This window comes from Microcoleus sp. K1-B1 (assembly GCF_036704705.1).
GTDB lineage: Bacteria > Cyanobacteriota > Cyanobacteriia > Cyanobacteriales > Microcoleaceae > Microcoleus.
In genome coordinates, this window is sequence record NZ_JAUBSH010000037.1 from 1 (window position 1) to 12405 (window position 12405).

At 42.9% G+C, this 12405-nt stretch carries 10 protein-coding genes and 1 pseudogene; 5 read left to right on the forward strand and 6 right to left on the reverse strand.

The features are described 5' to 3' along the window. The 4 genes and pseudogenes from QUA83_RS15440 to QUA83_RS15455 form a co-directional block, all read left to right on the forward strand. Positions 1-325: pseudogene (locus tag QUA83_RS15440) on the forward strand (hypothetical protein); the annotation flags it as partial. 374 nt (positions 326-699) lie between these two features. Then, a complete protein-coding gene (locus QUA83_RS15445) occupies positions 700-1584 on the forward strand; it encodes a PhzF family phenazine biosynthesis protein (RefSeq protein ID WP_333294014.1) in 885 nt (294 codons plus the stop codon). A gap of 138 nt (positions 1585-1722) precedes the next feature. After that, positions 1723-2361 (forward strand): restriction endonuclease subunit R, encoded by a 639-nt coding sequence (locus QUA83_RS15450; RefSeq protein WP_333294015.1) that lies wholly within the window; start codon positions 1723-1725, stop codon positions 2359-2361. A gap of 117 nt (positions 2362-2478) precedes the next feature. Next, positions 2479-2955: a hypothetical protein gene (locus QUA83_RS15455; protein WP_333294016.1), complete on the forward strand. Its 477-nt coding sequence runs from the start codon at positions 2479-2481 to the stop codon at positions 2953-2955. A 17-nt stretch (positions 2956-2972) separates the two neighbouring features. Here QUA83_RS15455 and QUA83_RS15460 read toward each other — a convergent pair whose 3' ends face one another. The 4 genes from QUA83_RS15460 to petH all read right to left on the reverse strand — a co-directional run bounded on the left by QUA83_RS15460 (position 2973) and on the right by petH (position 7626). After that, on the reverse strand, positions 2973-3911 hold the full coding sequence (locus QUA83_RS15460) for an alpha/beta hydrolase (protein WP_333294017.1): 939 nt from the start codon (positions 3909-3911) through the stop codon (positions 2973-2975). Positions 3912-4046: 135 nt separating this feature from the next. Continuing rightward, positions 4047-5363: a homoserine dehydrogenase gene (locus QUA83_RS15465; protein ID WP_333294018.1), complete on the reverse strand. Its 1317-nt coding sequence runs from the start codon at positions 5361-5363 to the stop codon at positions 4047-4049. A gap of 136 nt (positions 5364-5499) precedes the next feature. Further along, entirely contained in the window at positions 5500-6276 is a 777-nt protein-coding gene (locus tag QUA83_RS15470; RefSeq protein ID WP_333294020.1) for a Uma2 family endonuclease, read from the reverse strand. Positions 6277-6420: 144 nt separating this feature from the next. Then, positions 6421-7626, reverse strand: coding sequence for a ferredoxin--NADP reductase (gene petH / locus QUA83_RS15475; protein WP_333294021.1), 1206 nt, complete (start codon positions 7624-7626; stop codon positions 6421-6423). Positions 7627-8213: 587 nt separating this feature from the next. Between petH and QUA83_RS15480 the strand changes: the two genes are divergently transcribed. Next, complete coding sequence (locus QUA83_RS15480) at positions 8214-9218, forward strand: phosphoribulokinase (protein ID WP_333160071.1); 1005 nt, start codon at positions 8214-8216, stop codon at positions 9216-9218. Between the two features lie 91 nt (positions 9219-9309). Here QUA83_RS15480 and QUA83_RS15485 read toward each other — a convergent pair whose 3' ends face one another. Further along, positions 9310-10506 carry a 5-methylcytosine restriction system specificity protein McrC gene (locus QUA83_RS15485; protein ID WP_333294022.1) on the reverse strand — a complete coding sequence of 399 codons (1197 nt, stop codon included), beginning with the start codon at positions 10504-10506 and terminating at the stop codon, positions 9310-9312. Positions 10507-10562: 56 nt separating this feature from the next. Then, positions 10563-12254: an AAA family ATPase gene (locus QUA83_RS15490; RefSeq protein WP_333294023.1), complete on the reverse strand. Its 1692-nt coding sequence runs from the start codon at positions 12252-12254 to the stop codon at positions 10563-10565. Positions 12255-12405 lie beyond the last annotated feature (151 nt).

A 12405-nucleotide genomic window follows, 5' to 3' on the forward strand; every position in this document is an offset into this window, starting at 1 on the left:
ACGAAAAAAATTAACTTTGAGTAAAATATCTGAGTTGCTTTTAGTTTTGGAGCATCCGGAATTACCTTTACATAATAACCCGGCAGAATTAGCTGCTAGAACAATCGTGCAGCGACGAAATATTAGTTATGCAACCCAAACTTGTGAAGGAACTAAGGCGATGGATGTTTTCATGTCTCTGGTGGCGACTACCCGCAAATTAGGAATTAGCTTTTTTGAATATATGCACGACCGTATTTCTTACCTGGGAAATATTCCATCTCTAGGGACGATTATTCGTCAACAATCTTCGGTTTATTCTCTGGGTGTGTCCTGGTCTGATTGAAGAAATTCAAAAAAATATAAAGGCTCTGAATTATCGGCCCTTCATTCCTGTAGTAAGTGTCGTATAAACCCACGCTTAATTGTGACTTTAGTGGCTCAAAAAAACTATGACATTCTTGATTTTATGATTAATAATATGTCATATTCTACCATGCTGTGCCTAGATTGTTAACCTTCTTTTTTTACTGTTACCCCGATTTATTGAGCGGATACCTCAACAAATTCTTACAAATCCCTGTTTCTCTATATCCTTCCAATTCTAAGCGCCTCTTTAAACTGCGTCAAATCGTCGCGGTGACTCGATCGATAAAATAAATCTGCTTTGTAACGCTGGATGTAAAATATCAGTTATCGACTTTTACCAAAGGCATAATTATGAATTTTTATATAGTTGACGTGTTTGCCGAGTCAAAGTATGCTGGCAATCAACTCGCTGTATTTTGCGGTGCGGGAGTTGCCGAACTATCTGAGGCTCAAATGCTACAGATAGCCAGAGAAATCAATTATTCAGAAACTACGTTTATTCGATCGCCCGATCCGCGAGATGGCGGCTATGACGTGCGGATATTCACGCCCAAGAAGGAATTGCCCTTTGCCGGTCATCCCACTTTGGGCACTGCGTTTGTGTTGCAGCAAGAGATTATTCGCGAAAAGGTCGATCGAGTAATTCTCAATCTAGCCGTCGGTCAAATTCCAGTTACTTTTAATTATCACAATGAATCGGCAGATATTTTGTGGATGCGACAAAACCCGCCTAGTTTTGGTCACGTTTTATCAGCCGAAAGTCTGGCAAATGTCTTGAATTTAGAACCCGATGAAATTGATTCCAACTTCCCAATTCAAGAAGTTTCGACCGGAGTGCCGTTTATAATTGTCCCATTAAAAACTCTCGCCTCGCTCAAAAAAGCTCAAGTCAATTTAGATAAATATTTTGAGCTAGTTGATACAATGGAAGCGAAAGAAATCTTGATATTTTGCCCAGAAACTTACAGCGACCTTAATGATTTAAGCGTGCGAGTTTTTGCCCATTCATTAGGAATTCCTGAAGATCCGGCGACTGGCAGTGCTAACGGCTGTTTGGCTGGATATTTGGTAGAACATGATTATTGCGGGGAAGCAAAGATTGATGTCAGAGTTGAGCAGGGTTATGAAATCGATCGACCTTCTTTGCTGTTGTTACAAGCAGCAAAAAATGAAGGGCAAATAGCAGTTTTGGTGGGTGGTAAGGTGGTGATGGTTGCTAAGGGAGAATTTGTTTAGCTGATTCAATGGGATTTTTTTTTTAACCGCAGATGCAGGCAGATATGTACAGCCCGGTTGAAATTAGATTTGGGCGATCGAGGAAATGAATTGTATGTTGTATAATGTAGTTAAGATTAGGAATAATCATCAAAAACTATGACGGCAACAATCCCAGCTAGAGAAGTTACTCTCTCCTACTTAAGGGAAAAATTTAATATCCAACTCGTTGATGACGACCAATTTTTTCGTGAATGGATTGACGAATTACCCGAAATCAGCGAATTTGAAAAACAATTTCTCGATCAAGTGAAAGCTAGCTATTTCAACTTAGTCGAGTATCCTCCCATGCTAGAAACTACCGTCAAAATGGTAGTCTTATCTCCCTTGCTACATTTTGCAGGTTTCTATTTACCTCCCTTTCATATCAAAGCTGAACCTGAAGTAGAAATTTTATTTGAAGACGAAGACGAGACAATTATCAGAGGTAGGATGGATGTCCTGGTTTTAAAACAGCAGTTTTGGGTAATGGTTATCGAGTCAAAAAGCGCTCAAATTTCCATAGAAACAGGATTAGCGCAAATATTAGCTTATCTGCTGGCTAATCCTAATCCTAGCATGGCGTCCTTTGGAATGCTAAGCAACGGCAGGAATTTTCAGTTCATTAAAATGACGTATCAAGGTACACCGCAGTACGGTTTATCTAATTCCTTTGATTTGCGCGATCGAGGAAATGAATTGTACAATGTACTCAAAATTATGAAGCGCATCGCTCAAATTGTGAAATATTACACATAAAAAAGGATTAATTCACATGGTAAGTTCAGTAAATCATAGAATTGTATGAGGTAGCTCATATTCATTGATTCGCGTGGTTGTTAGGCTAAAAAAGTCATCACTACCAGAGACTTTCCCATGCTGCAAACATTTTCGCGGACTTTAAATGTATCCCCTGACGCTTCTGAAGCCCTGCTTTCACTGCCATTAACCAGCTTGCTAGATTCACCGGAATTCAATCAATTATTGGGAAGTCTCGATACAGCTTTACTCAAAGAAACTTTGCCCACTGCTGGAACTGTTTTAGCTCAAAAGCTGCCGCCTTTTTACGACTGGTTGCAAACAGAACTCGGAATTAAAAACGTCCCTGAGAGTCCCGATCATACTACGAAATGGGTAGTCGGTTTTTTGAAGAATCAAGAAAGTTTAACTCGTTTAGTCGATCTGCACAAATCAATTCCCAGACAGGCATTAGAACGAGCGATCCCTCGTTTAGTTAGCACCTTTGATGAGGTTCAACCTACCGCTGTAAAGCAAGAATGGGAAAAAGCGATCGCAGCACTTTGTCTGGTTCTCGCCGTCGCAGCGCGGGAAAATCAGCCATCTGCAGCCTGAAGCAATTCTGTCTGAGTTTAAACAAAGCGCTTTTTTCGGAAAATTTGCAATTGAGTGCGATCGATCTGAACGACTACTGACCGCCGCTTGTTGAGGACGATCGCATTGTGTCTATTTAGCAAAAGCAACTGAGCCAATATTGCCACAATCGCGCGCCTTTTGAGAAACTTGCCTTCAAAACGCGCCATTCGGACGATCGCCTCTTCGATTTTATAACAACAGCTTTTCCCCTTCTGGGAAATCACAAAAATCGTTCCCGGTATGTAATCGCCTTCATTTGCCCAGAAAGCATACCTTTCACCTAAAGTAAAGTAGTGAAAAACATTGTTAGCGGTGGAAGTTTTAGCTAACTTTTCCGAAACGCCCAAAGAATTAAAAACTACAGTGGATCTAATATAATCCGGGTATTTTGCTGCTATTTGCTGAGCAACTTTGCCCCCCAAACTTTCTCCGATGAGATCGGGCGGATTCCCGCTGTGAAATTGCTGCTTTATCCAATCAATAGCACCCGCAGTTTGCGCCGATTTTAACTGGCGTTCTAGTTTTGCCATAAATACATCGGGCGTATCTTCCAAAACGCGATCGAAAGGATACCAAGAACCGTAGCCGCGAATCACTAAAACAGGTGGATGATTGCCAGAAATGGGGAAGCGACTTTCAGCATAAAAACCAGTGCGAGAGTCTTCAAACACTTTTGTTATAATATAATTTCCATCAATAAGTTGCCCTTCCTGGTGCCGAATGTAAATTGAAGGATTATTGGGTTTAAAAGTATCGTGCAGTTGGGGTTTTGCAAACTTTTCGTAGAGAGAATCTAGCAAGTGCCTTCCCGTTTTGCGATCAACAAAATCGAATTCTGTTCCTTTCATTATCTGGTAGCCGCCGGTTTTACCAACAATATTGAATAAGTACAAAAAATTTACATAAACCCGCCACCGCACAACGAATAATCTCAATTAACTTTTACTTGTATCAAATGGCAAAAATCTACATGACATTTACCATTGGGTGAGTGAGAGGGCGGGTTTTAGATATTGTCAATTATTAACAAATATTGTATGTGAAACCCGCCCGGCCTTAGCAAATCACTTTTACAAAACTCGCAACGTGCTAGCAATACTATCGACTGCTTCCATCGCTCGAATTTCATCGAGTGCTTGTTGAAAATTACCTTCCCTAACATCGTGAGTCACGACGACAATTTCTGCTAAATCGCCGTGAATTCCCGTCTGCACAACTGATTCTAAACTAACTTTGTGGTTGCCGAAACAAGTGCCTAGTTGGCCAATTACCCCCGGAGTATCGTGCGTTAAAAAACGGGCGTAAAAGCGAGTAACAAGTTCCTGCATCGGAGCAATTTTGCAGTAGTGTTGGTGACTGCAACTCAGCAAAGGATGAGGAATCGGAACAGTTTCTGTTTTCAGGATGGCCGCTACATTCATGATGTCGGATACTACGGCGCTAGCTGTGGGGCCCGCACCGGCGCCGCGCCCGTACAGCATCAATTGCCCGATCGGCTCTCCTTCGACTAAAATTGCATTGTAAACCCCGTTAACACTAGCCAGCGGATGAGTTTTCGGCACAAAACTCGGATGCACTCGAATTGACAGCAGTTCGCTTTCTCCCTCAGCTTGCTTGCCATTGTAGTGAGAGGTTTCTTGAGCAATAGCCAACAATTTAATCACAAATCCCAGCTTGTCGGCGTAGTCAATATCCGCCGCACTAACTTTTCTGATACCTTCGCAGTGAACATCGGCTAATTTGATGCGTCCGCCAAAAGCTAGCGAGGCTAAAATAGCAATTTTATCGGCAGCATCTAATCCATCTACATCTGCTGTGGGGTCAGCTTCAGCATAACCTAATTGCTGAGCGTCGGCCAGGACTTCGGCAAAGTCTGCGCCTTCTGTTTGCATCCGCGTCAGGATGTAATTAGTTGTGCCGTTGACGATGCCGGTGACACTTTTAATGCGGTTTGCACCTAAAGATTGTTTGAGGGTTTGAATGACCGGAATGCCGCCGCCGACAGCAGCTTCTAGCATTACGTAAACGCCTTTTTTGTTGGCGGCCTCGAAGATTTCATTCCCGTAGCGGGCGATAACTGCTTTGTTGGCAGTGACGACGTGCTTGCCACTGGCAATAGCTTGCAGAATGAGCGATCGCGCCGGTTCCAATCCGCCAATCAATTCTACTACAATATCAATTTCCGGGTCAGTTGCGATCGCTTCTAGGTCAGTTGTCAGCACATTTTCTGGCAATTGTAAAGACCGAGTTCGAGAAATATCGCGCACTCCCACCCGATAGATTTCCAATTCCTGCAACAGTGGATGGCGGCCATCTGGGGAGAGCAAAATCTCTGCTGTTCCCGCGCCAACTGTACCCAAACCTAACAAACCAATTTTGAAAGCCACGACTTTGACCCGTTGAAACTCACTTCATCTAGAATCATTGTATGATAACCGTGGCTTCACTGAATACCCAGAGACCCGACTTCTTAAAAAAGTCCGGGATCTACATGACTAATTAATCCAGATTTTACATGGCAATTTAAAGTTCTGTATCCATCTCTATCCCCATTTCTCGCAGCCGCTGCGCCAATCTTTCGGCCCGCTGCCTTTCGGCATTAACTTGCTGTTCTAGTTGCTCATTTTGCTGTTCTAGTTGCTCATTTTGCTGTTCTAGTTGCTCATTTTGCTGTCCTAGTTGCTGTAGCTGTGCTTGTTCTTCTCGAATTAAATCTTCAACTAGGGGCGGACATAGCACTTCATTAACCGATAAAATAAATTCAGCGAACTGTACAGACTGAACTTGCTGTCCCGGCAAAAATTCCTGATGAGAATAACTGCCTTCATTTTCCGGGCGACTGCATACTCGTATTTTCGGTTGATTTGGGTCTACAATCCAATATTCAGGGATATCAATTAAGTCATATTCTGCCCGTTTGCGAATGTAGTCGTCCCGCCAATTTTGACTGGTAACTTCGATAACTAACAGCGGTTTTTCTTCAAAGTCCAAGACTGCGGAACCAGGTTGGGCACAGACTTGTTCCCACAGACTCTGAGTGCAAATCACCACATCAGGAATGCGAGAAGAGTTTTCCTCAGTTCGGACTGCGGTAGTCACAATTGCAACTATCGGTAGGTTGTGTGCTGCAAAGAAGCGCCGGAACTGATAAACTAAAAATTCACAAATTTTGATATGTATTGCTGTAGGTGTTGGCATTTCGATCAGATTGCCCCGATATAATTCATAACAAACACCCGATTCTCCCTGATAGTTCAGATATTCTTCAAAGGTGAGTTTTTGGGTAGAAGTTATAACCATGTCAGTTATCTCCCTTTTTCGGTGAGCTTACTGTATATTTTACACTTGTCTTGGGTGAACCAGCCCCTCAAGACTCAAAACTGCTTCAAAAATTGTAGGGCGAGCCAAGCTCACCCTACAAATCAGATTAAATCAGGTAACAGATTAATAAGTTTCAACGTGCCAACGGTGCTCTTTCTTCAACTGTTTCTGATAGGCAGCCCACTCAACACCGTGCTTGCCAGCCGCCGCCGACATTCCCTCATCAATTCCGCCTTCCATACCCTTCAAACCGCAGATATAAGTGTGAGTATTCGGCTTTTGAACCAATTCCCACAATTGGTCTGCGTTCTCTTGAATCCGGTTTTGAATGTACATCTTGCCGCCGTCAACATTCTTTTGCTCGCGGCTGATGGCATAAGTCAAGCGGAAATTATCGGGGAACTCGCGCTGCAATTGTTCCAACTCTTCCTTATAAAGAATGTTGGGAGTGTAAGCAACTCCAAAGAACAGCCAAGCTAAACCTTTGAATTTGTAATCGGGATTGTTTTCTTTAAACATCCGCCACAAATAAGCCCGGAAAGGAGCAATCCCCGTACCGGTACCCATCATTATAATGGTGGCTTCTTCGTCGTCGGGCAACAGCATTTCCTTGCCTACGGGGCCGGTGATTTTGACATCATCTCCAGGTTGCAAACCGGTGAGAAAAGTCGAACAAACACCAAAGACTTGTTCGCCAGTTTCCGGGCTTTTGTACTCTAGGCGGCGCACGCACAGCGAGACTGTTTTGTCGTCGAGATGGTCGCCGTGACGGGTGGAGGCGATCGAGTAAAGCCGAATTTTGTGAGGTTTGCCGTTTTTATCCGTGCCATCGGGAATAATCCCGATACTTTGACCTTCGAGATAGTGCAAATTGCCTCCAGAAATGTCGAAGGTGACGTGGCGGACTGTGCCGTCGCCGCCTTCTCTGACTAATTCTTCTGTAGAAATGCACTTACCAATATAGGGATTGGCCGGCTTGTAAAGGTTAACAGGAACCTGAACTTTTTCCTTGGCTTGAGTCATGGGCTTAGTTTCTTCTCCAGATTTCTGACTCTGTAGCCCTGCTTCTGGTGCGACTTTGCCATTTGTTTCGGGAGCGCTGTTTGAGGGGCGGATGCTGACGATTTTGCCACCCATCCGAGCAATTCTACGCATTTCCTGATTCATGCGATCGTAGGGCACGGAGATAAATACGCTACCACTACGGCGAATCGGGTTACTTATTTGGTCAGTTGCTTGGCTCTGACGCATACCCTCCACTTCGTAAACAAAGATGCGGCTGCCTGATTCTGAGTTTGCCGCAACACCAGATATGCTTGGGCTGTACATTTGTTGATTTTCCTTCACGATACAGAGTTATAAAGAAAGAGAATGTGACGTTAGACTCAATTTACTTTTTTCTTAAGGCCATCGGGACTAATTGGCCGCGCCAATTTCTGGGCCTCGCCACGCCGGCAGGAGTGTTGAAGTTGCGATCGCTCGCGTATCAAATCCCTACTAGCCGAACGCCCAGCTCACCGAGCCATCATGCGTTCGGCTGTTGACCTATAGCTATTGTTGTCTGCGTACTGCCAATATTTTACCCGATCGGGGGATCTGCCCCGATAAGTCATTGTGATTTGGGGAGCGCCCCACCAGAGAAAGGAAAATTCGAGCAGTTTAATGAGGTTGAGCTTGTAGGGGGCGAACGCCTTCTGGTAAGATTAACCACTAAAGTTAGTATTAATTACTTGCCTTGAAGATTGCTTGGGTCTGCCCGGGCAGGCAGTCAACTCACTGCTGTATGCTGGTGAGAACTCGATCCTCTCGGGGTAGCAAAGCAGCACAAAGCCTGCTTGCCGCTACCTGCGGGCTGAAATTTTGTGGAATCTAGACTTGAGTTAGTTAGTAAACAGTGATTTTGTTAGAGGGAAACTATGACCAGTAAGCCGGATCGCGTGGTTTTAATTGGCGTTGCCGGAGATTCCGGATGCGGAAAATCTACTTTTTTACGCCGATTGACAGATTTGTTCGGGGAAGATTTCGTTACTGTAATCTGCCTTGATGACTATCATTGTCTCGATCGCAAGCAGCGCAAGGAAACAGGGATTACAGCCCTTGACCCCAGAGCCAACAATTTTGACCTGATGGCCGAGCAAATGAAGGCTCTCAAAGAAGGTCGGGCGATCGACAAGCCGATTTACAACCACGAAACTGGTCTGCTCGATCCTCCTGAGCGGGTAGAGCCGAATCACGTGATTGTGATTGAGGGGCTGCATCCCCTGTACGACGAGCGAGTTCGATCGCTCCTCGACTTCAGCGTCTACCTCGACATCAGCGACGAGGTAAAAATTGCTTGGAAAATCCAGCGCGACATGGCGGAACGGGGCCACCGTTACGAAGACGTGCTGTTTGCGATCAATGCTCGCAAACCGGATTTTACGGCCTACATCGACCCGCAAAAGCAATATGCTGATGTGGTAATTCAAGTGTTGCCGACCAACTTGATCAAAGATGACAAAGAGCGGAAAGTTCTGCGCGTGCAGATGATCCAGCGCGAAGGCATCGCCAATTTTGAGCCTGCGTATTTGTTTGACGAAGGTTCAACAATTAACTGGGTTCCTTGCGGCCGCAAGCTGACTTGTTCCTATCCCGGAATTAAGATGTACTACGGGCCTGACGCTTTCTACGGTCACGAAGTCTCGATTTTGGAAGTAGATGGTCAATTCGAGAATCTCGAAGAAGTTATTTACATCGAAAGCCATTTGAGCAAGACTTCTGCGAAGTATGAAGGCGAGTTAACTCACCTGTTGCTCCAGCACCGCGAGTATCCTGGTTCCAACAATGGAACTGGTTTGTTCCAAGTGTTAGTCGGATTGAAGATGCGGGCGACTTACGAGAAGTTGACTGCAAAAGAAGCGAAAGTGGCTGTTAGTGTTTAGAACCCTGACATGAAAGATTTGGGAGGCGCAATTGCGCCTCTTTTTTTGTGGGAAAATGAACCGCAGAGGGCGCAGAGGGCGCAGAGTAGAGTTAGGGGAGGGTGTTTGGAAGTAGAGAGGTTAAGAAGGTTTTTCCGGCTTCATGGAGGTCGCTATCTAGGGAAAAAGTTAGACTGCGAACTCGAATATCGTCATTTTTTATATCTAGTGGCTGTTTGAGGTTTTGCGGGTAGACGAGAATTGCATTTTGGCAATTTAAGGCATTTGCGTAAGCAACTATTTGATGACGGTCATCACTGTCTACTTTATCGGGAGCTTTGTATTTTGTATCGAGGACGTACAGGATTTCATTTGTTTCACTATCGCCTAGGAGTAAGTCAATCCGATCGAAGTAGTTTTGGTCATGTGTGACTCGGTGTTGTTGTTTGACAAAAAAGCCTTTTGGTGTATTTGCTTTGAGCCATTCAGCGACAAATTGTTCATATAAATTAGCCATGTCTATGAGAAAAGGGAGCATTTCGCGATCGCCTGTTTCGTGACTCGGCCCTGTGTTATCTAAAAAGAATCGACATAAGGCGTGTAAAAGTTGATAATCTTGATTCAAGCGGTGATAATTTCTATCAATACAAGCTTCTGATTTAAAAGTTTTTAATGTAACAAATCCTTGGAGTGCGTGAAAGGCTTTTCGCACAGTGGATGAAACAGATTCACCGCACAAACCGCTGCGGCCAATGATGAAGAGTGTCCAAGCCAGAATTTGATTATCTTCGATATCGCCTGTTTGTTCGTTATAGTGGCATTTTAGTTTAACATCCCAAGGCTTTTGCAGGGCTGACCGCAAATCGACGCGGCCGCGAATGTAGGCGAGTCTTTCTGTTTTGGATAAGTAATCGCGATATAATCCTTTGCGACAGCGTTCTAGAATTTTTTGGGCAAGAATGTTAGCTAATCTCTCGTAACTTTCTTCTAAAGATTGGCAATGAATCGATCCTTGGGGAAATTTTATCTTAAGGTTGTAGGCATAGTCAATCATTCCGAATAAGTTGACAATTGGGACTTTTGGGTGGATGATAATGTGAAATTCTGGAGTAATGGGAATGTTGCCAACTCTGCCTTTAGATTTTAATTTCCATTTATCTTTTGTTTTAGGGGTGGGAAATTCTATATCGATTTCCTTGTCATAATTATGGTGTATTTTTTGTGCGACTGATTCGGGGATAAAATCTGGTTCAAAGCTTTCGGATTTATATTCAGTGAGTTCGATGATTTGGGGTGATTCTCGTTTCATAATTTTGGTGGATGTAGTAACGCCACCGTATCGGCGTTAATGACGGCGTTAGATTGTCAATATCCCAATTCTTTCTTGATATTCTCCCAGAGAAATTCATCCATTTTTGCCTGGTTATTAAAGAAGTATTCTTCGAGGTATGGCTCAATTTCCATTTCCCAAATATCTTGGATATCTTTAGCTAAGGTTTTTGTCAAAAAGAAGGAGATGCCTAGTTGATAGTGTTTGTTGTCAATTTTATCATTGACTTTTTTGAGAATACCAATTAATGTATCAACTGGAAAACCTGTTTTCTCTCTTTGGTGATACTGTCCCAGGACTTCATAGTTTGGATAAAGGGGAATGAATGCGAAGCGGCGGCGGAGTGCGTTATCGACTAAGGCAATAGAACGGTCTGCGGTGTTCATTGTGCCGATAATGCGGACATTTGTAGGGATTCTAAATAGTTTACCGCTGGCTAGTGTAATAAAGCGTGCTGTGTCTTGTCGGTCATCTAGGAGATACATTAACTCGCCAAAGACTTGAGAGAGATTTGCGCGATTAATTTCATCAATAATGAGAACGCAAGTGTCTTCACAGGCTTCGGCTTTTTCGCAGAATTCTAGGAATCTACCGGGAACTATTGAGTAGGTTAATTGTCCGTTTTGAGTTATTGGGCGGAGGCCTTCGATAAAGTCTTCGTAGGTGTAGGCGGGGTGAAATTGGATAATGTCTGAGAAACCGTCACCGCCGCCGATTAAGTGTTTGGCTAATTTTTCAGCAATGAAGGTTTTTCCGGTTCCGGGCGGGCCTTGGATGATGGTTTGGCTTTTGCGGTTAATGGCCTGTATCCATTGAGTTAGTTGGTTTGTTTGAAAACCAGTAATTTCTGAAATTGTTTCGAGTTGATATACTCCATTAAATCCCTTTTCATATTCTAAAAAATATTCATAAAAAAGAAGAGGTAAAGACTGGTCAGCGTAGACATTAGAGATTAAAAAAAATGGAAATAAATTTTTAAATGTTTGGGCTACTTTATAAATTAGTTGTTGGGCAGAACATCCTAATATTTGTCTTGATTCAAGTGATATACCAGCAAAAATATTACCAAACAAAACACCTTTAAATTCTTCAGACTCTGGTGAATCGATAGGAATCTTTTTCAAGATATTTTCTAATAACTCATAAAAGTTTTTTTCAGATTCCATTTGATAATAAATATCCTTCCTATGTAAACCATCAAAACAAAAAATATCATTCTCATCAATATCTTCTTCTTTCCAGCTAGATTCTAAATAAAAATGATGTTGATTACTCAGCTTGTAATCTTTGAGAGTTTCGATAAAATCAACGTCCTCTCTATATTTTTTTTTATAACTATATAGCATTAATTGAAACAGATTTTCTTTAACCTCCAAGCCAAAGCTTAATGTCTGGTTTTCAGTTCTTAACATTAACTGAGGAGATTGGGGAGAAATCATACTGTTAAAACTATAGTAGTCTACCCTGTAGATTACTGTAGATGCCCAATAGTTTGATGGAAGGAACCAACAGCTCTCATACTTAATATTTATATGTTTTTTAATATAATCAGGCAACTGCTCTTCTACCTGGCTTAAAATATACTTGACTGGCTCTTCTACATATTTTAAGAAATCTTTTTTGTGTTCCCGGTAAAAATCCCACATGGGGTTTTCAGAAAATTGTGCCAATAAGTTAAATGTGTCTGCAGAAAAAGGACATTCAGGATGTACAAAAACTTTTTCCATTTTTTCTGTATGTTTAAGGTGACTCAATTGTTGTTCTTAAATTATTATAGCCGATCGCCCTTCCCGACACCAGATATCTGAGATGCGATCGCACCCGCCATCCTTACCCACATCAAATGCCCTGCCAAACCAGTAACACAGGCAAAACCGC

Bases quoted from the DNA above. Each gene is read 5' to 3' on its own strand.
- QUA83_RS15450 (WP_333294015.1), top strand. From the start codon at position 1,723: ATGACGGCAACAATCCCAGCTAGAGAAGTTACTCTCTCCTACTTAAGG.
- QUA83_RS15445 (WP_333294014.1), top strand. From the start codon at position 700: ATGAATTTTTATATAGTTGACGTGTTTGCCGAGTCAAAGTATGCTGGC.
- QUA83_RS15480 (WP_333160071.1), top strand. From the start codon at position 8,214: ATGACCAGTAAGCCGGATCGCGTGGTTTTAATTGGCGTTGCCGGAGAT.
- QUA83_RS15455 (WP_333294016.1), top strand. From the start codon at position 2,479: ATGCTGCAAACATTTTCGCGGACTTTAAATGTATCCCCTGACGCTTCT.
- QUA83_RS15490 (WP_333294023.1), bottom strand. From the start codon at position 12,254: ATGGAAAAAGTTTTTGTACATCCTGAATGTCCTTTTTCTGCAGACACA.
- petH (WP_333294021.1), bottom strand. From the start codon at position 7,626: ATGTACAGCCCAAGCATATCTGGTGTTGCGGCAAACTCAGAATCAGGC.
- QUA83_RS15485 (WP_333294022.1), bottom strand. From the start codon at position 10,506: ATGAAACGAGAATCACCCCAAATCATCGAACTCACTGAATATAAATCC.
- QUA83_RS15470 (WP_333294020.1), bottom strand. From the start codon at position 6,276: ATGGTTATAACTTCTACCCAAAAACTCACCTTTGAAGAATATCTGAAC.